Annotated in this window: 20 protein-coding genes; 10 read left to right on the top strand and 10 right to left on the bottom strand. The window is 61.4% G+C overall.

Annotation, left to right across the window (positions count from 1 at the left end):
• Window position 1 precedes the first annotated feature (1 nt).
• The 4 genes from deoC to AC1D2N_RS30755 form a co-directional block, all read right to left on the bottom strand.
• Entirely contained in the window at window positions 2–1,030 is a 1,029-nt protein-coding gene (gene deoC, locus AC1D2N_RS30770) for a deoxyribose-phosphate aldolase (RefSeq protein ID WP_047621386.1), read from the bottom strand.
• Between the two features lie 174 nt (window positions 1,031–1,204).
• Window positions 1,205–1,927: a DeoR family transcriptional regulator gene (locus AC1D2N_RS30765; protein WP_018446394.1), complete on the bottom strand. Its 723-nt coding sequence runs from the start codon at window positions 1,925–1,927 to the stop codon at window positions 1,205–1,207.
• A 408-nt stretch (window positions 1,928–2,335) separates the two neighbouring features.
• Window positions 2,336–3,094 (bottom strand): alpha/beta hydrolase, encoded by a 759-nt coding sequence (locus AC1D2N_RS30760; RefSeq protein ID WP_130729045.1) that lies wholly within the window; start codon window positions 3,092–3,094, stop codon window positions 2,336–2,338.
• Between the two features lie 54 nt (window positions 3,095–3,148).
• Window positions 3,149–4,924: a cytochrome c biogenesis protein DipZ gene (locus AC1D2N_RS30755; protein WP_130729044.1), complete on the bottom strand. Its 1,776-nt coding sequence runs from the start codon at window positions 4,922–4,924 to the stop codon at window positions 3,149–3,151.
• A 348-nt stretch (window positions 4,925–5,272) separates the two neighbouring features.
• On the opposite strand from AC1D2N_RS30755, the gene AC1D2N_RS30750 reads away from it, so the two are divergent.
• The 6 genes from AC1D2N_RS30750 to maiA all read left to right on the top strand — a co-directional run bounded on the left by AC1D2N_RS30750 (window position 5,273) and on the right by maiA (window position 10,051).
• Window positions 5,273–6,322 (top strand): alpha/beta fold hydrolase, encoded by a 1,050-nt coding sequence (locus tag AC1D2N_RS30750; RefSeq protein ID WP_028733051.1) that lies wholly within the window; start codon window positions 5,273–5,275, stop codon window positions 6,320–6,322.
• 124 nt (window positions 6,323–6,446) lie between these two features.
• Window positions 6,447–7,187 (top strand): response regulator, encoded by a 741-nt coding sequence (locus tag AC1D2N_RS30745; RefSeq protein ID WP_028733050.1) that lies wholly within the window; start codon window positions 6,447–6,449, stop codon window positions 7,185–7,187.
• Window positions 7,184–8,506 (top strand): sensor histidine kinase, encoded by a 1,323-nt coding sequence (locus AC1D2N_RS30740; protein WP_028733049.1) that lies wholly within the window; start codon window positions 7,184–7,186, stop codon window positions 8,504–8,506. The genes AC1D2N_RS30745 and AC1D2N_RS30740 overlap by 4 nt, the downstream gene beginning before the upstream one ends.
• Window positions 8,507–8,697: 191 nt before the next feature.
• Window positions 8,698–9,114, top strand: coding sequence for an organic hydroperoxide resistance protein (locus tag AC1D2N_RS30735; protein ID WP_028733048.1), 417 nt, complete (start codon window positions 8,698–8,700; stop codon window positions 9,112–9,114).
• 98 nt (window positions 9,115–9,212) lie between these two features.
• The gene (locus AC1D2N_RS30730; RefSeq protein ID WP_128408842.1) at window positions 9,213–9,419 is read left to right on the top strand and encodes a hypothetical protein; all 207 of its coding nucleotides are present in this window, start codon (window positions 9,213–9,215) and stop codon (window positions 9,417–9,419) included.
• Entirely contained in the window at window positions 9,416–10,051 is a 636-nt protein-coding gene (gene maiA / locus AC1D2N_RS30725) for a maleylacetoacetate isomerase (protein ID WP_028733047.1), read from the top strand. The genes AC1D2N_RS30730 and maiA overlap by 4 nt, the downstream gene beginning before the upstream one ends.
• A gap of 101 nt (window positions 10,052–10,152) precedes the next feature.
• On the opposite strand, the gene AC1D2N_RS30720 is transcribed toward maiA, so the two are convergent.
• Together AC1D2N_RS30720 and AC1D2N_RS30715 are read right to left on the bottom strand one after the other, a co-directional pair.
• On the bottom strand, window positions 10,153–11,142 hold the full coding sequence (locus tag AC1D2N_RS30720) for an aldo/keto reductase (protein WP_028733046.1): 990 nt from the start codon (window positions 11,140–11,142) through the stop codon (window positions 10,153–10,155).
• Window positions 11,143–11,156: 14 nt separating this feature from the next.
• Window positions 11,157–11,552, bottom strand: coding sequence for a (R)-mandelonitrile lyase (locus tag AC1D2N_RS30715; protein ID WP_028733045.1), 396 nt, complete (start codon window positions 11,550–11,552; stop codon window positions 11,157–11,159).
• Between the two features lie 120 nt (window positions 11,553–11,672).
• On the opposite strand from AC1D2N_RS30715, the gene AC1D2N_RS30710 reads away from it, so the two are divergent.
• The 3 genes from AC1D2N_RS30710 to AC1D2N_RS30700 all read left to right on the top strand — a co-directional run bounded on the left by AC1D2N_RS30710 (window position 11,673) and on the right by AC1D2N_RS30700 (window position 16,345).
• Window positions 11,673–12,566, top strand: coding sequence for a LysR family transcriptional regulator (locus tag AC1D2N_RS30710; RefSeq protein ID WP_027684430.1), 894 nt, complete (start codon window positions 11,673–11,675; stop codon window positions 12,564–12,566).
• A gap of 145 nt (window positions 12,567–12,711) precedes the next feature.
• Window positions 12,712–14,223, top strand: a complete 1,512-nt coding sequence (locus tag AC1D2N_RS30705; protein WP_018242308.1) for an ATPase domain-containing protein — start codon at window positions 12,712–12,714, stop codon at window positions 14,221–14,223.
• Window positions 14,198–16,345 carry an ATP-binding protein gene (locus tag AC1D2N_RS30700; RefSeq protein ID WP_080671783.1) on the top strand — a complete coding sequence of 716 codons (2,148 nt, stop codon included), beginning with the start codon at window positions 14,198–14,200 and terminating at the stop codon, window positions 16,343–16,345. Before AC1D2N_RS30705 ends, AC1D2N_RS30700 begins: the two co-directional genes overlap by 26 nt.
• A gap of 51 nt (window positions 16,346–16,396) precedes the next feature.
• On the opposite strand, the gene mobB is transcribed toward AC1D2N_RS30700, so the two are convergent.
• The 3 genes from mobB to AC1D2N_RS30685 are packed head-to-tail and all read right to left on the bottom strand — an operon-like array spanning window position 16,397 to window position 18,462.
• On the bottom strand, window positions 16,397–16,918 hold the full coding sequence (mobB, locus tag AC1D2N_RS30695; RefSeq protein WP_018242306.1) for a molybdopterin-guanine dinucleotide biosynthesis protein B: 522 nt from the start codon (window positions 16,916–16,918) through the stop codon (window positions 16,397–16,399).
• A complete protein-coding gene (gene mobA / locus AC1D2N_RS30690) occupies window positions 16,915–17,544 on the bottom strand; it encodes a molybdenum cofactor guanylyltransferase MobA (protein ID WP_028733043.1) in 630 nt (209 codons plus the stop codon). Before mobA ends, mobB begins: the two co-directional genes overlap by 4 nt.
• Before the next feature lie 9 nt (window positions 17,545–17,553).
• On the bottom strand, window positions 17,554–18,462 hold the full coding sequence (locus AC1D2N_RS30685) for a DMT family transporter (RefSeq protein ID WP_028733042.1): 909 nt from the start codon (window positions 18,460–18,462) through the stop codon (window positions 17,554–17,556).
• Window positions 18,463–18,788: 326 nt separating this feature from the next.
• Between AC1D2N_RS30685 and AC1D2N_RS30680 the strand changes: the two genes are divergently transcribed.
• Window positions 18,789–19,556, top strand: a complete 768-nt coding sequence (locus AC1D2N_RS30680) for an SDR family oxidoreductase (protein WP_028733041.1) — start codon at window positions 18,789–18,791, stop codon at window positions 19,554–19,556.
• Between the two features lie 86 nt (window positions 19,557–19,642).
• Here AC1D2N_RS30680 and ribB read toward each other — a convergent pair whose 3' ends face one another.
• On the bottom strand, window positions 19,643–20,278 hold the full coding sequence (gene ribB / locus AC1D2N_RS30675; RefSeq protein WP_130729042.1) for a 3,4-dihydroxy-2-butanone-4-phosphate synthase: 636 nt from the start codon (window positions 20,276–20,278) through the stop codon (window positions 19,643–19,645).
• Window positions 20,279–20,373 lie beyond the last annotated feature (95 nt).

Here is a 20,373-nt window from a genome sequence, read left to right as displayed (position 1 = left end):
ATCATCCAATCGGGTGTCTGTTGAGGGCCGAATAGGCACCGGTGACGTGATGCTCCAGCTGCCGCTCGATATCCGCAAGCAAGCTCGATGCACCGATGCGGAAGAGATCAGACTCCAGCCACTCGCGCCCCAGTTCGTCCTTCATCAGGAACTGGTAGTTCAACACGTCTTTCGCCGCGGAAATGCCACCGGCCGGCTTGTAGCCGATCTTGATGCCGGTGCGCTCCTGATAGGCGCGGATCGCCCGCAGCATGGTCAATGTCACGGCCAGCGTCGCATTGACGCCTTCCTTGCCGGTTGAGGTCTTGATGAAATCGGCTCCCGCCATCATGCAGACCAGCGAGGCCTTGGCGACATTGCGGAGCGTCTTCAGGTCGCCGGTCGCTAGAATGGCCTTGACGTGCGCATTACCGCAGGCGGCGCGATATTCTTGCATTTCCTCGTAGAGTGCTGTCCAGTTGCCGGTCAGCACATGCTCGCGGGTGATGACGATGTCGATTTCTTTCGCGCCATCGGCAACCGACGCCTCGATTTCCTTGACCTTGAGGTGGTGCGGGCTGAGACCGGCGGGGAACCCGGTCGAAACCGCGGCGACCGGAATGCCGGAATCTCCAAGCGCCTCGACGGCCGTTGCAACAAAACGATGGTAGACGCAGATGGCGCCGGTGGTGATCGAACGGCCGCTCATGCCAAGCGAATCCAGAATGTCGGCGCGTATCGGATTCATCGCCTTTGCGCACAACCGTTTGACGCGCTCGGGGGTATCGTCGCCGTTCAATGTCGTCAGATCGATGCAGGTCACCGCCTTCAGGAGCCAAGCTGCCTGTGCGTCCTTTTTGACGGTGCGGCGTCCGGGAAGCGAGGCTATGCGGCGCTCGGTGGCAGACAGGTTGACCCGGGTGTCAAGGACCCACGACAGATCGAGTTCCATACCCGTATTGCGCGGCCGGTTATGGGTGCCGTCCGGCGATCGCGAAGGGGCTCCATGATGCGTCGCGTTTGCCGCATTGTGAACAGCAACGGTTTCCAAATAGAATCCTCCCGGTCAGAGCGTGAAGGTCTTGTTGCATCCGTGCAGATGCACGCAGCGGAAGCTTCACAACTGGCTCAAATGTGATTTTCTTTTCATAGTTTGTTAGGTTTGCATCACTGTCCTACCGCGTCAAGTTTAGATTTCGACAGACGCCGAAAAAATGCGGATTTCTCAGTCGAAGTCGTTCATACCGTTTTCGGTGATGACCACATCGAATGACTTCATGTCGCTGAAAAAGGCTGGTTTCAACTTGCCGATTTTGCTGCTGTCGGCGAGAAGAATATTCTTTCGTGCCCGAGACATCGCCTTTTTCTTGATTTCCGCTTCGTGAAAATGCGCGCAGGTCGCGCCACGCCGGGCATCGACACCGGCTGCAGAAAGAAATGCCACGTTGATCACAAGCTGGTCGAGCATTTCCAGCCCCGAGGCACCGGAAAAGCTCGCCGATGCGGGGTGGTAAAGACCACCGAGCATAACAAGGCGAACGTTTGGTTTTCGCGTTAGACGATCGGCGACATTCATGGCGTAGCAGATCGCGGTTATGTGAATCCGGTCTGGGAGAAGATCGACCAGATAGGGTAAGGTGGTGCCACAATCGAAAAAGACCGTGTCATCATGGTGAATGTAATCAATGGCTTGTGTGCAAATTTGTCGTTTTGCAGCGGCATGACTGTCGGCGGCCCTGGAAATTTCATAAGGATCGTTTTCCGCTTCGACAGCCGGAACGATATGGCCGCCGAGAAACGCGAATTGGCCTGCATTGGCGCTGACATCACGCCGAACCGTCATCTCCGAGACGCCCAGTATCTCGGCAGCATTCTTGATGTGCAGAATGCGATGTCGTGAAAGGGCCTCGGATAAGACTGCGATGCGCCGGCCCCTGCGACTATCCATATCGCATGTCTCCCTTATCGTTCACACTGCAATAGTGTTCTGATGAAAATTTAACAAGGGACTGCCATTCCCATCTGGTTTCTCCCTTGATCTACGATCCGGCATTTGCGCCGAGATACAGCTTCTGCACCGGACGGTTGCGCGCGACATGGAATATCGTCGCAATTTTATAGGGAAAGCCGTCAATTTGAAATGGGAATTCGTGACTTATTTTTCATTTTCTGATGGAATGGTCACAAAGTTGTATAGATGGTGCCGACTTCTGTTGCGGGGAGCGGGGTGACGACGAGAGCGACATTCTCGGCCGGCAGGGTCAACGGGGCGACTTCGTCACGCCTCTGGTCGGGTACCCTTCCGACCAGAGGCTTCATCCGCGCGACTGCTTAGGAACATTCCTGGCTGCGCGGGCTAATCGGCGGCTTTCCTTGCTGCCGTTTCGATCGCATCGGCAACCTTTTCCGGTTGGGAGGCGAAGACGGCGTGGCTGGCCTTGATCTCGGTCACGTCGCTTCCGGCACGTTTTGCCATGTCACGCTCGAGCTCGGGGTTGATGGAGCGATCCTCGGTAGCGACGATCGACCAGCTTTTCTTGGTCCGCCATGCCGGTTGGGTGATCTTGGCGGAGAATGCCTGCTTCGAGGCAAAGACCTGTGACTTTGCCATGAAAGCGGCTTCCGATTGCGGAAGGTCGGCTGCGAAATCCGTGGCGAAGGCGCCCGGATCGAGATAGAGATATTTGCCGTCCTTCGTTTCCCTTATATCCATGCTGCCGGCAGGCTTCGAGCTGGCGAGGCTGAGCAGACTTTCTCCCTTGTCGGGCTGGAACGCCGCGACATAGACGAGGCCCGCGACATTGGGATCATTGCCGGCTTCGGTGATGACCATGCCGCCATAGCTGTGGCCGACGAGCAGGGTCGGTCCTTGCTGCAGGTCGAGAACGCGCTTGGTCGCCGCCACATCGTCGTCGAGCGAGGTGATGGGCTGCTGGACGATGGTGACGTTGAAGCCGCGCTTTTGGAGAATGTCCGTCGCCTTGCGCCATCCAGAGCCGTCGGCCAGGGCGCCGTGGACGATCACGATGTTCTTGACCTCGGCAGCCTCTGCCGCGAATGCGATGGTGGTGGTGGCGAATGCGAGGGCTGCCGTGAAAGCAAGATGTCTGTTCATGACTATTACTCCTTTGGGTCGTGTTGATGATCGGGATATTGATGCGTTTCAGGTTCAGCCGAAGGTGAAGGCGTAGGCCTGCACACCAGGATCGAGGAAGCTGATCTCGAAGTTGCGGGCGGCGACCGTGCCGGATTGGCGGACGAGCTGGTAAAGCCTGGTCGCGGTCACCGTACCGTGGCCGTCTGCATCGATGTCTGCGCCGTGGTCAGGTCCTGGCGCCTTGCCGTCGATCTTCACCTGGAAGCGGATCGGCTTGCCGCCGGCGCCAGGCCCGAGAACGAGATGCAGATCGCGGGCGCTGAAGCGATAAGTGATGCCACCGCCCGGCTGATCAAGCGTCGCCTGATCCCGGCCGACGGTCCAGGTTCCGGACAGGCCCCAGCCGTTGAGGCCGGGTTCGGCGATCGAGTAGTTATGCGGCGTGTCTGGCTGCAGCCCTTCCGGAGAGGCGAAGTTCGCCGCCTGTTCGTAGCCGAGATAGGTTTCGCCGGAGCGGATGTTGCCGAGGTCGGGGCCTGCCTCCACGCCCTTGGCATCCGGCACGACCGGCGCACTTTCCGTCGTTTGACTGCCGGCTTCGCGCAGCAGGTCCTGAATGGCCTTTTCGGTCCTGTTGTAATTGCCTTCGCCAAAATGGTGGTAGCGGATCTGGCCTTTGGCATCGATCAGATAGGCGGCAGGCCAGTAGCTGTTTTCGAAGGCGCGCCAGATGCTGTAATCATTGTCGATCGCGACGGGATAGCCGATCTGGAAGTCGCCGATCGCCTTCTTGACGTTGTCGACCTTCTTCTCGAAGGCAAATTCCGGGGCGTGCACGCCGATCACCACGAGGCCCTGGTTCGCATATTTTTCCGCCCAGGCCCTGACATAAGGGATGGTGCGAATGCAGTTGATGCAGGAATAGGTCCAGAAGTCGACGAGCACGACCTTGCCGCGCAGTTGCTCTGATGTCAGCGGCTTGGAGTTCAGCCATTCGACCGCGCCGTCGAGTGAAGGCGCGTAAGCTTCGACGGGCAGATCGCTGCGGAAGGGCTTCTTCGTATCGGCGGCTGCGATCACCATGTCTTTGCTCGCCACTTCGGAGGATGCGCCGCCCAAGGGCTTCGCATGCAGCCTGTCAAGCACGGCCTGTTCCAGGGACGCGGTGCTGGCATAGGAAATCCGCGCCAGCAGGCTGGTATCCAGTCCAAGCGCGATGACGGCGACACCCGCCAACACGGCAGCGCCGAGCACCTGGCGTATCCGGTCGCCGAGGCCGAGCCAGCGTTTCATGGCGGCGAAGAGCTTGCCGCCGACAAGCAGGGCGACGGCAAGCGAAGTTGCAGCACCAGCGGCATAGGCAATCAGCAGGAAGGTCGTTTGCAGATTGGCGCCCTGCAATGCAGCTCCGGTCAGCACAAGGCCGAGGATCGGACCGGCGCAGGGCGCCCAGAGCAGTCCGGTGGCGACGCCGAGAAGAAGCGCGCTCTTCACTGTCGTGGTGCCGCGCCCGCCGCCGGTGGCGTTCATAAGATTGTTGCCAAGGTCGACGATCGGCCGGGCAAGCGTGCTTGCGATGCGCGGCGAAAGCAGGCTTGCGCCGAAGAGAGCAAGCAGGACGATGGCGGCAAGCCGGCCATATTCATTGGCGCGAATGGCCCAGCTACCACCGACTGCGGCAAGCGTGGCGACCAGCGCGAAGGTGGCAGCCATGCCCGCCAGCATCGGCAGCGTGCTCTTGACGAAGGGCTGTCCGGCGCGGGCGAAGACGAAGGGGAGGATGGGCAGGATACACGGGCTGAGGATCGTCAGCGCGCCTCCAAGATAGGCAATGATCAGAAGTGTCATCATCGTTTCCTTTGAAACCGATTGATCGGGCTCTGGACGGCGATGGGCCTGAACCAGCAACGGCGGGATATGGCCGGTGTGAAGTATCCGCGATGTGTCCGGCTTTGCGGGAAAATGTACCGAAGTGTCGGGGTCGCGCACCGGCGATACAAAGCGATACAAACTGCTGCAGTGGCGAGGAAACGGCTGCGGCCAATGCGACCACTTGCCGAGGCAGCGCGATTGTATCGGAATGTATCCAGGCGGCCGGAAGCTACATCCGTATTCAAAAAACGGTTGCTTACGACATATCGGGGATACAAGTAGAGCGCCTTTTCGCGACCGTGATCCATTCGACAGGAGAGACCGATGTCAGAGCAAATCAACCACCACCGCCGCCGTTTCTTCGGCATGACGGCAGTCGCCCTTGCGGCCGTCGAGTTCGGCGTGGCCGGCACGGCCGCCGCCCAGTCGTCTGCGACTGCCGCATCGGTGCCAGCTATAAAGCCCGGAACCAACACGTCCTTCGAAGCGCTGAAGCAGGTCAAGGCAGGCGTGCTCGACATCGGTTATGCCGAGGCGGGAAAGGCGGATGCCCCTGTCGTATTGCTGCTGCACGGCTGGCCCTATGACATCTATAGTTTCGTCGATGTCGCGCCGCTGCTTGCCTCGGCAGGCTACAGGGTGGTCGTGCCTTATCTGCGCGGTTACGGGACGACCCGCTTCCTGGACGACCAGACGCCGCGCAATGGCCAGCCGTCAGCGCTCGCCGCCGATATGATCGCGCTGCTTGATGCGCTCGATATCGAGAAGGCTGTCATTGCCGGCTACGACTGGGGCGGGCGGACCGCCAACATCATGGCGGCGCTCTGGCCCGAGCGCTGTAAGGCGATGGTATCGGTAAGCGGCTACCTGATCGGCAGCCAGGAGGCCAACAAGAAGCCGCTTCCGCCGAAAGCCGAACTTGCCTGGTGGTACCAGTTCTATTTCGCTACCGAACGCGGTCGTCAGGGATACGAGAGCAACACGCATGATTTCGCAAAGCTTATCTGGCAGACGGCATCGCCGAAGTGGAACTTCGATGATGCGACATTCGACAGATCGGCCGCTGCCTTCGACAATCCCGATCACGTCGCGATCGTCATACACAATTATCGCTGGCGCCTGGGGCTTGTCGAAGGTGAGGCCAAGTACGATGCCTACGAGACGACGCTCGCCGCAACGCCTGTCATTTCGGTGCCGACCATCACCATGGAGGGCGACGCAAACGGTGCGCCGCATCCGCAGCCTTCCGCCTATGCCGGAAAATTTTCCGGCAAATACGAGCATCGGACGATCGACGGCGGCATTGGCCACAACCTGCCTCAGGAAGCGCCGCAGGCCTTCGCGCAAGCTGTCATAGATGTCGATCGCTTCTAATGTCGGCGCCGCCGGTCGCGGAGCCTCGTTGCTCCGACCGGCGKAATATGCGTAGCTCGCGTCAACCGCCTCGACATCGAGGCGGAGGGCGGGGGCCGCTTCTATCGGTAAGGAATAGGGAAATATGGATCATGTCGATCACATCCTGATCGTCGATGACGATCGCGAAATCCGCGAGCTGGTATCGGGCTACCTGCAGAAGAACGGCCTGCGCACGAGCGTTGCCGCTGACGGGCGCCAGATGCGCAGTTTTCTCGAAGCCAATGCAGTCGACCTGATCGTGCTCGATGTGATGATGCCCGGCGATGACGGGCTGGTGCTATGCCGTGAACTGCGCGCCGGCCGGCACAAGGCGATCCCGATCCTGATGCTGACGGCCCGCACCGACGAGATGGACAGAGTCCTCGGATTGGAGATGGGCGCCGATGACTATCTTCCCAAGCCCTTTGCCGCGCGGGAACTGCTCGCCCGCATCAAGGCGGTGCTGCGGCGCACGCGGATGTTGCCGCCCAACCTGCAGATCAGCGAGGCCGGCCAATTGCTGACTTTCGGCGACTGGCGGCTCGATACGGTGGCCCGGCACCTTCTCGACAAGGAAGGGACCGCGATTGCGCTCAGCGGCGCCGAATACCGTCTGCTTCGCGTGTTCATCGACCATCCGCAGCGGGTGCTCAATCGCGACCAGCTTTTGAGCCTGACGCAGGGCCGCGACGCCGATCTCTTCGATCGGTCTATCGATCTCCTGGTCAGCCGCCTGCGTCAGAGGCTGGGCGACGATGCGCGCGAACCGACCTACATCAAGACGGTGCGCAGCGAAGGCTATGTGTTTTCGGTTCCGGTCGAAATCTTGGAGCTGCGCCAATGAAGGCGGCAATCCGCTTGCGTTCGGGCCTGACGTGGCCGAGCACGTTGCGGTCGCGGATCTTTCTCATCCTGCTGATCGGATTGGCCTTGGCCTACGGGCTGTCGTTCAGTGTGCTCTATATGGAGCGCTACATGTCGGCCAAAGCCGTGATGCTCGGCACGCTGGAGAGCGACGTTGCAACGTCGATTGCCGTTCTCGATCGGCTTCCGCCCCGCGAACGCGGCGATCTGCTCGATCGGCTGAGCCGCGGCAATTATCGTTTCGTGCTCGGGCCCGGCCTTCCCGGCGTGCCTGACACGTCAAGCAAAGGGGCGGAAATCTCAGGAAAGATCGAGGAGGCCATCGGGCACCGCTTTCCGATCCGGATCGAACGAATTCCTGGCGATGTGAACCGGCTGCAGGCGCATCTGACGCTCAGCGACGGAAGCCCGTTGACGATCGACGTCACGCCGAAGGGCGTCATGCCGATTGCCGCATGGCTGCCCTACGTCTTCGTCGTCCAGATGGCGCTGCTCATCCTCTGCACCTGGTTTGCGGTTCGCCAGGCGATCCGGCCGCTCGGCGAGCTTGCCGCCGCCGCCGATGCGCTTGACCCGAACAAGGACGGTCCGGCGATGAGTGAGGCGGGGCCGAGCGAGGTCGCGCATGCGGCAAGAGCATTCAACGCGATGCGGGAGCGGATCGCCCATTACCTCGAAGAGCGCGTCCAGATACTGGCGGCCATCTCGCATGACCTGCAGACGCCGATCACCCGCATGCGGCTGCGCGCCGACATGGCGGAGGATTCGCCGGAGAAAGACAAGCTGGTGCACGATCTCGGCGAGATCCAGCGCCTCGTTCAGGACGGCATTGCCTATGCACGCAGCGCGCATGGCAATGGCGAGAAGAGTGCCCGCATCGATCTCGCCTCGTTCATCGACAGCATAGCCTACGACTACCAGGATACTGGAAAGGCCGTCACCGTGGTCGGCCTGGTTCAGGGTGCTGCCTTCACCAAGCCGCATGCTCTTCGCCGCATCCTGTCGAATTTCATCGACAATGCGCTGAAGTTTGCCGGCGCTGCCGAGATCAGCGTCGCGCGCAGCGCCGAGAACGATATCGTCATATCAGTCATGGACCGCGGGCCGGGAATTCCGGACGATATGCTGGAAGCCGCCATGCAGCCTTTCTTCCGGCTGGAACAATCCCGCAACCGGGAGACCGGCGGCACCGGTCTCGGTCTTGCGATCGCCCAGCAGCTGACGGCCAAGATCGGCGGATCACTCCGGCTCTACAATCGCGCCGGCGGTGGTCTGGCGGCAGAAGTCACCATCCGTTGACGTCGGCAGTCACCGCAAAATTTCGAGATGTTTGTATGTAAGGATGTCCTCGATATCGGATGCTACGTTTTGTGACATTTCGGGCGATTTCGGAAACATGGCGGATATATCCGTCGGTCAAACCACACTCCGTCAACCCGGCCGCGTAGCGCGGCCAGTCGCCTGGAGCGACGCAACACAAGGAGTGTTCCATGACAAAGATCGACAAGGTTCTCTATACCGGCAAGACCCACACGACGGGCGGGCGCGACGGCGCGTCGCACAGCGACGACGGCCAGCTTGATATCAAGCTTTCGCCTCCGGGCAGCAACCGCGCCGGCACCAATCCCGAACAGCTTTTCGCCGCCGGTTGGTCTGCCTGCTTCATCGGCGCGATCGGTTTCGCCGCGGCTAATCAAAAGGTCAAGCTTCCCGCCGATCTTGCCGTTGACACCGAGGTCGATTTGGGAACCGCCGATGGCGGCTATTTCCTGCAGGCCCGTCTCAAGGTCAGCCTGCCCGGGATCGAAGCGGATGTGGCACGAACCCTCATTGAAGAGGCTCACCAGACCTGCCCCTATTCGAAGGCCACGCGCGGCAATATCCATGTCGAATTGACCGTTGCCTGATGGATGGATTTTTCGCCGGCCTTGGCTGCGGCGGGCAGGGAACCGGCGCCGAAAACAAGCAGGTCGAGGCCGATCGGGCCCCGTCGATGGAGGTTTTTATGAGATTGATGATCATCTGCATTCTGGGAGCGGTGGTCTTCGCCGCGCCCTGCATCTACGACGTAAGCTCGCAGGAGCCTTCGCCGCTTGCGGGCCTCGTAACGGCGGCATCCGCAGCTTCGCCTTCGGGGGGAGCAGAGGCCGCTCCAGCCGATCCCGGGGTCGACAACTCCTCTTCTGACCTCACCAAAGGAGAAAGACCGTGAAGCTCTATCAGAATGAAATTTCCTCGGCGACATCTCGCGTCCGCATCGCGCTCGCCCTCAAGGGACTGACGGCAGAAGCGCTGCCGGTTAGCATCCTCGGTGAGGATGCCGAGAGCCGGCAGGCCGGATATCGCAGCGTCAATCCGCAGGGGCTCGTGCCGGCCTTGCTGACGGATAGCGGTGTCCTCCTTACCCAGTCGCTGGCGATCGTCGAATATCTCGACGAGATCCAGCCCGAGCCTCCATTGCTGCCTGACACCGCGGAAGGCCGGGCGCAGGCGCGGTCGATCGCGCTTGCGATCGCAGCCGAGATCCATGCGCTGCTGCCGCCGCGGATCGGCCTGCATCTCGGCAAGGTCTTCCAGGCGGATGCCGATGCCATTACTGCCTGGAATCGTCATTGGGTCGGCGAGGGAATGGCCGCGGTCGAGACGATGATCGCCGGCCGCAGGCCGGGAGCCTTCGCCGTTGGGGATCAGCCTGGTATTGCCGAGATCTTCCTCTTCCCGCAGGCGATCAGCGCCCGGCGCCTCGGCTTCGATCTCGCCAGCTGGCCCAATATCGCGGAGATCGTCGCCAGACTGGAGGCGATACCGGCTTTCCAGGAGAATGCGCCGGCGCCGAGACGATGATCCAATCTATGAAGAATCGGCCGCAAGTGACTGCAGCCGATTCTCTTCTGGTGTTCTAGCCTTGGCGATGAGACGTAGCCTTCATGGCCCGTCGGCCGCGTTTAACGGTTGACCCTTGCCTGCAGATGCGCGGGATAACGATCGCCTTCCACCTTGATCGTGGCGAGCGCGCTTTCGATGCTGGCAAGGTCCTCAGCCGTCAGTTCGACTTCAGCGGCCTGGATGTTCTCCTCGAGGCGATGCAGCTTGGTAGTGCCGGGGATCGGCGCGATCCAGGGCTTCTGCGCCAGCAGCCATGCGAGAGCCACTTGGGCGGAGGTTGCCTTTTTGCGGGCGGCGATTTCTCCGAGACGATCGACGAGCACCTGGTTGGCCTTTCGCGCCTCCTGAGAAAAGCGTGGCACGACGTTGCGGAAATCCTTGCTGTCGAAGGTGGTCGTTTCACTGATCGCGCCAGTCAGGAAGCCCTTACCAAGCGGGCTGAAGGGCACGAAACCGATGCCGAGCTCTTCCAGCGTCGGCAGGATTTCCTGCTCGGGTTCGCGCCACCACAGCGAATATTCGCTTTGTAGTGCTGCCACCGGCTGGACGGCATGGGCGCGGCGGATCGTCCGGGCGCCTGCTTCCGAGAGGCCGAAATGTCTGACCTTGCCTTCCGCGATCAGCGCCTTGACCGTGCCGGCGACATCCTCGATCGGAACATCGGGATCGACGCGATGCTGGTAGAAGAGATCGATGACATCGGTCTTCAAACGCTTCAGCGCCTGGTCGGCCACCGCGCGGATCTGTTCCGGCCGGCTGTTCATGCCGCTCTGGCCGCCATTGGCATCGAAGTTGAAACCGAATTTCGTGGCGATCACCACCTCCTCGCGAAAGGGCGCCAAGGCCTCTCCCAGAAGCTCTTCGTTCTTATAGGGGCCATAGGCCTCGGCCGTGTCGAAGAAGGTCACGCCGCGTTCAAATGCCCGCCGGATCAGTGCGGTCGCTTCCTGAATATCTGTCGCTGGGCCATAACCGTAACTCAGCCCCATGCAGCCGAGACCGATGGCTGAGACATGAAGTCCGCTCTTTCCAAGTTCACGTTTCTGCATAGAAGTTTCCTCTTCTAACCTTGGTATTGCGTGTCGGTGACATGCTCCATCCAGTCGACGACCTTGCCGTCGAGCTGTTCCTGGATGGCGATATGGGTCATCGCCGTCGTCGGCGATGCGCCGTGCCAATGGCGTTCACCCGCTGCGAAGCAGACGACGTCGCCGGCGCGAATCTCCTCGACCGGGCCGCCTTCGCGCTGCACGCGACCGCAGCCCGATGTGACAATCAGCGTCTGGCCGAGCGGATGGGTGTGCCAGGCGGTGCGGGCTCCGGGCTCGAAGGTGACGCTGGCGCCAGCCGCGCGTGCGGGGCGGGTCACGGCAAACAGTGGGTCGACACGCACGCTGCCGGTAAACCAGTCGGCTGGTCCCTTGGCCGAAGGCTGCGAACCGCTTCGCTTGATATCCATCTTTGTCTTCCTTTCGATGTCGGGGTGGACAGGTCCACTCGAGCAGCAAGGTATTTAGCGCGTGTGTTTGGTCGCGATTAGATGGTATAAACGGCAAGAACCCATGAGAAAGTTTCATGAATGCCGCGCCCCGCCGTCAACGACCTCATCGCCTTCCTCGCCGTTGCACGCGCACAGAGCTTCACCAAGGCGGCGGGCAAGCTGGGTGTGTCGCAATCGGCGCTCAGCCACACCATCCGCGGGCTCGAGGAGCGGCTTGGACTGCGATTGCTGACCCGAACGACCCGCAGCGTCGCGCCGACAGAGGCCGGCGAACGCCTGCTCGGCTCCATCGGACCGCGGCTCGACGAGATCGAGAGTGAGTTGGCTGCCTTGAGCGCCTTCCGGGAGAAGCCGGCAGGCACCATCCGCATCAATGCCGGCGAGCATGCGGCCGATGCCGTCCTCTGGCCCGCCTTGCAAAAGCTCCTGCCTGATTATCCCGATATCAATGTCGAAATCATCGTCGACTACGGTCTGACCGACATCGTCGCGGAGCGCTACGATGCGGGGGTGCGGCTTGGAGAACAGGTGGCGAAGGACATGATCGCGGTGCGCATCGGCCCCGACATGCGGATGGCCGTGGTCGGCGCTCCCGCCTATTTCGACACCAGGCCGAAGCCGCTGACGCCGCAGAACCTTACGGATCACAATTGCATCAATCTGCGTCTGCCGACCTATGGCAGCGTTTATGCGTGGGAGTTCGAGAAGGACGGGCGCGAGCTCAGGGTTCGGGTCGAAGGACAGTTGATCTTCAACAATATAGCCCTGCGGCTGAACGCGGTGCTGGCTGGTCTTGGGCTGGCCTATATGCCGGAGGACTTGGTCGAGGCGCATCTTGCCGACGGGCGGCTGGTGCGCGTCCTCGAGGATTGGTGTCTGCCGTTTTCCGGCTACCATCTCTACTATCCGAGCCGCCGGCATACGTCGCCGGCATTCGCCCTCGTCGTCGATGCACTTCGCTATCGAGGATAGACGCCCACTATGTCGGGCCGCCCGGACAGGCATATATCCGAACCAGGAGTGATCGGCTCTTGCCGGAAGCGAACTCATGCCTGCCAGTGATTTGACATTCCATCACTCGCCGCTAATTCACACTTGAAATTGAAGGAAACAGTGAATGAATACTGCGGCACCTGCCACGAAAGCTCGGACCGGCGTGTCCGGTTTGGATACAGTTCTGGCGGGGGGCCTCTCGCCGGGGCACGTTTTTCTCCTGGAGGGGAATCCGGGAGCTGGCAAAACGACGATTGCGCTGCAGTTCCTGATCGAAGGTGCGCGGCTCGGCGAGCAGGGGCTCTACATTACCCTTTCGGAAACCGAGAGCGAACTTCGGGCCGGTGCCGCATCGCACGGCATGGTGATCGATGGGAATATCGAGGTCTTCGAGGTCGTGCCTCCGGAAAGCCTGCTGGATGCCGACCAGCAGCAGAGCCTGCTTTATTCGTCGGATCTTGAACTCGGGGAGACGACAAAGGAAATCTTTGCCGCTTTCGAGCGGATCAAGCCACGTCGCGTGGTTCTCGACAGTCTGTCGGAGATAAGGCTGCTCGCGCAAAGCTCGTTGCGCTACCGCCGGCAGATCCTCGCGCTCAAACATTATTTTGCCCGACAAGGCGCGACAGTCCTTCTGCTCGATGATCTGACGTCCGAGGTGCTCGACAAGACAGTGCACAGCGTCGTGCACGGCGTCATCCATCTCGAAGAGATGGCGCCGAGCTACGGCTCCGAACGCCGACGTCTCAGGGTCATAAAATATCGCGGACAGGCCTTCCGCGGCGGCTATCACGATTTCATCATCCAGACTGGCGGGGTTAAAGTCTTTCCGCGGCTCGTCGCCGCCGAACACAGGTCGAGTTACGCCCGTGATCAGATTTCCTGCAATATTGCAGAACTGGATCTGCTTCTCGGAGGTGGCCTGGAGCGAGGTTCCAGTACACTCATACTTGGTCCCGCCGGCACCGGCAAAAGCACGTTCTCCTTTCAATTCCTGATGGCTGCGGTCGCGCGCGGCGAGAAAGTGGCGGCCTTCATTTTTGACGAGGAGCTGGGCCTGCTCTTCACGCGGCTGAAGGCGCTCGGAATGGATCTCGAAGCCATGCGAAACGCGGGTCATATCCACATCGAACAGCTCGATGCCGCCGAACTGTCGCCGGGCGAATTCGCCCACCGCGTGCGCAATTGCGTCGACAAGTCGGATGCGAAAACCGTCATCATCGATAGTATCAACGGTTACCAGGCTTCGATGCCGGACGAGAATTCGCTGATCCTTCATATGCATGAGCTGCTGCAATATTTGAACAGGCAAGGCGCCAACACCTTTCTCACCGTGGCCCAGCACGGGCTGGTCGGTGACATGAAGGCACCTGTCGACGTTACCTATCTCGCCGATACCGTCATTCTGCTGCGTTACTTCGAGGCGGCCGGAAAGGTGCGGCGGGCAGTCTCGGTGATCAAGAAGAGGACCGGCTTTCACGAGGATACCATCCGGGAGTATCGCATCGACGCTTCCGGCTTGAGGTTCGGCGATCCTCTCGTCGGGTTCCAGGGCGTGCTTCGCGGCGTTCCCGAATTTGTCACGACCTCAACGCCGCTCCTTGCGACCGATGGCGGGGATAGCGGCAATTCCTAATTCCGGCAAACCGAAAGCATTGATCTACACCCCCGTCGGTCGCGATGCCTGGGTGGCGAGATCATTGGTCGATGAGGCCGGATTGGCATCGATTGCCACCACCGACCTGCCTATGTTCGCGTCATCGCTCAGCGATGACGTCGCGCTTGGCGTCCTGACGGAGGAGGCCGTTCGCTCGAGCGATCTCAAGCCGATCGCCGCCTGGGTTTCGGCCCAGCCGAGCTGGTCTGACCTACCGTTCATCGTGCTCACCACACGTGGTGGCGGACCTGAACGAAATCCGGCCGCTGCCAGGCTTTCCGAGGTTCTTGGCAACGTCACCTTCCTGGAAAGGCCGTTCCATGCGACCTCGTTCATCAGCGTGGCCCGGACCGCATTAAAGGGGCGCCTGCGCCAATATGAAGCGCGAACCCGGCTTGAGGCTCTGGGCGAGGGAGAGCGGCGGTTGCAGACCGCTCTCGCCGCCGGTCGTCTCGGGGCATGGGAGCTGGAGCTGTCCTCGATGGCATTGTCGGCCTCGGCGACCTGCAAAGCAATCTTCGGCCGAAGCCCCGATGACGATGTCACACGCGACGATCTGATCGCAAGTATCCACCCCGACGACCGGGATCTTGTGCTGGCACGGTTGCGCCAGACGATCGATACTGGGCGCGACTATTCGATCGAGCACAGGACGATCTGGCCGGATGGATCGCTGCATTGGACCGAGGTCCACGCGCAGCTTTATTCCGACAGATATGGTTCCGCCATGAAACTCGTCGGCGTCTGCTCCGATACCACTGTCCGCAAGACCATTGAGGAAAACCTGAGACGGCTCAATGAAAACCTCGAAGAGCGCGTGAGGGAACGGACCAAAGAGGTCAATGCGGCTCACCAGACCCTGCTCGAGGAAGTGTCCCAGCGTGAAAGAGCCGAGGAGCAGCTTCGCCAATCACAGAAGATGGAGGCGATCGGCCAACTGACCGGCGGCGTCGCACACGATTTCAACAATCTGCTGATGGTCGTTCTCGGAAATCTGGAGCTGCTCGGCAAGCATGTTGCCGGAGATGCCAAGGCGACGCGTCTGGTCGACGGGGCGGTTCAGGGTGCGCGGCGCGGGGCGGCGCTGACGCAGCGGCTGCTGGCTTTTGCCAGACAGCAGGATCTGCAGGTCAAGCCGATCGATCTGGCCGAGCTGGTCTCCGGCATGAAAGATCTACTGCGGCGCTCTGTGGGATCCTCGATCAGTATCGAAACCATCCTGCCGGCAACCCTGCCGCCGGCGCTGGTCGATGCGAACCAGCTCGAACTGGCGCTGCTCAACCTTGCGGTCAATGCCCGCGATGCGATGCCGGATGGCGGGACGCTGTCCATATCGCTGCGTGATGCGCAGGTGGCCGGCGATGACGGCACTCTCGACAAGGGCGCCTATCTTGTGTTGGCGGTGGCCGATAGCGGCACCGGCATGGACGCGGAGACGCTGAAGAAGGCGGTCGATCCGTTTTTCTCGACCAAGGAACTCGGAAAGGGCACGGGCCTCGGCTTATCGATGATCCACGGGCTTGCCGTTCAGCTCAATGGCGCACTTCGTCTGACAAGCGAACTTGGGGTCGGGACGACCGCTGAGTTGTGGCTTCCCGCAACCGAACAGCGCCCCGAGCGGGTGATCGAAGCGGAACTGCCCGTTCCGCAAGCTGCATCCAGACTGAAGATCCTGCTGGTCGATGACGATGCCTTGATCGCCATGAGTTCGGTCGACATGCTTGAAGATCTCGGCCACGAGGTCGTCGAAGCAAACTCCGGCGCGCAGGCGCTGGAACTGATCAGCAGCGGTCAGCATTTCGACCTTGTCATAACCGACTATTCGATGCCTGGTATGACCGGTGCACAGCTGGCCCAGGCCGCACGGGACATTTATCCGGCATTGCCGATCGTGCTGGCGACAGGTTACGCCGATCTTCCCGCCGGCACCGATATCGATCTTCCGAGATTGGCAAAGCCCTATGATCAGGCTCAGCTCGCCAAGGAAATCGCCAAGGCGATGGCAAGCGAAACAATTCAGCTTCTCAGGTCCGGCAGTGGTGCACGGGGCTCAGCGCCCATAGTGCCGCGTGTCCTTTCAGGCGCGCAAAGGACGCTGTAACACTTTTAAGCGCTGCATCATTGTGTCCTTAAATCGATTCCGATTTAAGAATTAAGCCGTGGCCTGTCCAAGGCCGACGATGCCAGCAATGAAATCGGCGATGGCGCCTGTGTCGTCCAGATCGAAGACCGGCAGGGCCGTATCCGTGACGGCATGATCGGCGGCGATAGCGCAGATATGGGGATCGCTCGGCGCCAACGGTTCACGATTTGCCGCCTCCAGGCGGCGGGCCTCGATCTTCGGGATCGGCTCGCGCTTGTAACCTTCGATCAGCACGAGGTCGCAGGGGGCGAGGCGGGCGAGGATCTCCTCGAACTCAGGTTCGGGGGCACCGCGCAGCTCGTGCATGATGGCGTAGCGGGTGCCGGAGACGATGGTGACCTCGTGGGCGCCGGCCTGGCGGTGGCGGTAGCTGTCGGCCCCGACCTTGTCGATGTCGAAATCATGATGGGCGTGCTTGATCGTCGAGATCCTGTAGCCGCGGCGGGTGAACTCCGTCACCAGTCGGACGGCGAGCCCCGTCTTGCCTGAGTTCTTCCAGCCGGCGATGCCGAAGATTTTCGGTGCGGTCATCCGCGAAGGGCCTCCAGCCAGCGTTCCGCCTCGACGAGATCGTCGGGCGTATTGATGTTGAAGAAAGGGTCGAGCAGGCTGGCGCGGGTCGGATGCAGCGGAAACGCCACTTCCGTAACGTCATGCCGTAACAGGAAGTCGCGTACGCGGCGCTTCTCGTCGGTGGTGATCCAGGCTTCGAGATCGGCGGCCAGCGTCACCGGCCACAGCCCGAAGACGGGATGGCTGCGGCCCTCGGAGGCGGCAATGGCGATCTGCGACGGGTGCTCGATCGCAGCCGCCAGCCGGGCGACGAGATCGGCCGGGAAGAACGGGCAATCCACCGAGACGGTGACGACATGGGTGATCGAGGGCAGGCCGGCGGCATAGACCATGGCTGCATGGATGCCGGCCATCGGCCCGGCCTTACCGCGAAAACGGTCGGGAACGACAGGCACGCCCTCGGCGGCGGCATCGGCATTGACGGCAACGAGCGGGGCCTGTTGCGCGAGGCGGGTCAGCACATGGTGGAGCAGGCTCTCGGCCCCGAGCATCACGCCTGCCTTGTCGCGGCCCATGCGCTGCGAGCGGCCGCCAGCCAATACGACGCCTGCTATATCAGATCTGCCAAGCGAGAATTCAGCCATCATCCTTCCTCAGACCGGCGCGCGCGGCGCGGATTCCTGCGCGATCGGCGATACGCGGCGCTTGGCCTCACGATAGAACGTATAGAGGCCGGAGGCGATGACGATCGCGGCGCCGACGAGCGTCCAGCTGTCAGGCACTTCGGCGAAGAAGAGGAAGCCGAGCAGGGAGGAGAAGATCAGGCTGGTATAGCGGAACGGCGCGACGAAGGAGATTTCGCCGGTACGCATGGCGAGAATGACCGACTGGTAACCGACGAGCACCAGTACCGAGGCGAGCACGAGATGCCCGAGCGAGGTGGCGCTGACCGGCTGCCAGCCGCCGAGCAGCGGGATGAGCAGTGCGCCGAAGAAGGAGGCCGACATGGCAGTGATGACGGTTATCATCAGCGAGGGAATTTCCGGGCTGATGCTCCGGGTGGCGAGATCGCGGCCGGCCGTCGTCAGCACCGCGGCGACGCAGAGCAGGGCGGCGGCGGTGAATCCTTCCGGGCCGGGGCGGATGATGATCATCACGCCGACGAGGCCGACGAGAATCGCCGACCAGCGCCGCCAGCCGACCGGCTCACCGAAGAACAGCGCTGCACCGAAGGTGACGACCAGCGGCAGCGACTGCAGGATCGCCGAGGCATTGGCGATCGGCATCAAGCCGAGCGCGGTGATATAGGTGACGGCGGAGAGCGTCTCACAGATGATCCTGAAGATAATCATCGGCTGCAGCATGACCCGCCAGGAGCGCAGCGCGCCCATTTTCCAGGCGATCAGATAGACCAGCAGGCTGGTGAAGAGGCCGCGCAGGAACATGATCTCGCCGGCGTTCATATGGGCGATCACCGATTTGGATAGGGCGTCGCTTGCGGAAAAGCCGGCCATCGCCATGCTCATATAGATGGCGCCCTGAGTATTGCGTGACCGCGGCATGAAGAGATTCCCGTTACCTGTGCGCCCCTTTTAGTCGCGAAGATGCATGAAGGGAATCGGATGAATGTCACACCAGGCATAAATCGATGATGCGGTGCACAATGGCACTGATGTCAATGCAGGCGTGTGGGCGGAAGTCCGACAAATGCCTGTTTTATAACGTGAATTCCGATATTTCCGACGCCGCGATCAAGGCGTCGATGAGGACGTCCGTCGCGTTGCCGGTTCGGCCATAGGCGTTTTTCTCGTCCTGCGCGGGAAACGGGTGGCTGCATCGCCTGATGTTTGAGCATCTCAGGTCTCGTAACAACCCAGGAGAGACCGATATGACACTTCTCAACGACAAGATCGCAATCATTACCGGCGCAAGTTCCGGCATCGGCCGCGCAGCGGCGAAACTCTTTGCACGGCAAGGCGCCAAGCTCGTAGTCACCGGCCGGCGGCAGGATGCGCTCGATGCCGTCATCGCGGAAATCGAGGCGGAGGGTGGTCAGGCCGTCGCCATATTAGGCGATGTCAAGGACGAGGCGCTGCAGGCAAGGCTCGTCGAGACGGCAGTTTCGCGTTTCGGCCGGCTCGACATCGCCTTCAATAATGCCGGCATCCTCGGTGAGATGGGGCCGGTCGCCGGGCTGTCGCTGGAGGGCTGGCGCGAGACGATCGAGACCAATCTCACCGCCGCCTTCCTCGGCGCCAAGCACCAGTCGGCGGCGATGGGAAAAGGCGGCGGATCGCTGATCTTCACCTCGACTTTCGTCGGCCACACCGTCGGCATGCCTGGCATGGCCGCCTATGCGGCGAGCAAGGCGGGGCTGATCGGCTTCGTGCAGGTGCTCGCCGCCGAATTCGGAACGCAGAAGATCCGTGTCAACGCACTGCTTCCCGGAGGCACCGACACGCCCGCCAGCATCACCAACGCGCCCGATGCCACGCCGGAGGTGCTCGCTTTCGTGGAGGGATTGCATGCGCTGAAACGCATGGCGCAACCCGAAGAGATCGCCAATGCGGCGCTTTTCCTCGCCTCCGACATGTCGAGCTTCGTGACCGGCACGGCGATGCTGGCGGATGGTGGGGTTTCGATCAGCCGGACATAGGACCAGCAAGGGAAGGTGCCGTCAGTGTCATCACTGCGGCACGTTCTTTGTTGCGGCGGGCTATGCCGCCGCAACTAAGGCATCGATCAGGCGACTTCGCGTATGTCTCTTTCCGCCAGGCGGTCGAGGTAGGCGACCAGGTCCTCGATGGTGACGAGGGGGAGGTTGTGGCGTTCGGCGAAGAGCGTGAGTTCGGGCAGACGGGACATGGTTCCGTCGTCGTTGGCGACTTCGCAGATGACGCCGGCGGGGACCCTTCCGGCGAGGCGGGCGAGATCGACGGCGGCTTCGGTATGGCCGGGGCGGCCGAGCACGCCGCGGGGGTTGGCGCGGAGCGGAAAGATGTGGCCGGGGCGGGCGAATTCATCTGGCTTTGCGCGATCGTCGACGAGGGCGCGGACGGTGGCGGCGCGGTCGGCAGCCGAGATGCCCGTCGTCGTGCCCTTGAGATAATCGACGGAGACCGTAAAGGCGGTTTTGTGCGATTCCGTGTTGTTGGGCACCATCAGCGGAATATCGAGCGCATCGAGGCGCTCGCCTTCCATGGCAATGCAGACGAGGCCGCGGGCGTGGGTCATCATGAAGGCGATTGCCTCAGGAGTGACGGCGTCGGCCGCGACCACGATATCGCCTTCGTTTTCCCGGTTCTGGTCGTCGACGACGACGACCATCTGGCCGCTGGCAATGGCTGATATGGCATCTTCAATTCTTGCGATAGTCATGCTGTCTGGCCTTTCAAGGGTTATGTCAGCGGGCTGACATGGTCTGCTCGGCTCAAACCGTGAGCGAGCCTTCTGCCCTTGGGCGAACAAACGTC

It is taken from the genome of Rhizobium sp. P1_B8 (assembly GCF_056406515.1).
Note: the sequence above shows the minus strand (reverse complement) of the source record. Positions and strands in the feature narration are given on the sequence as shown.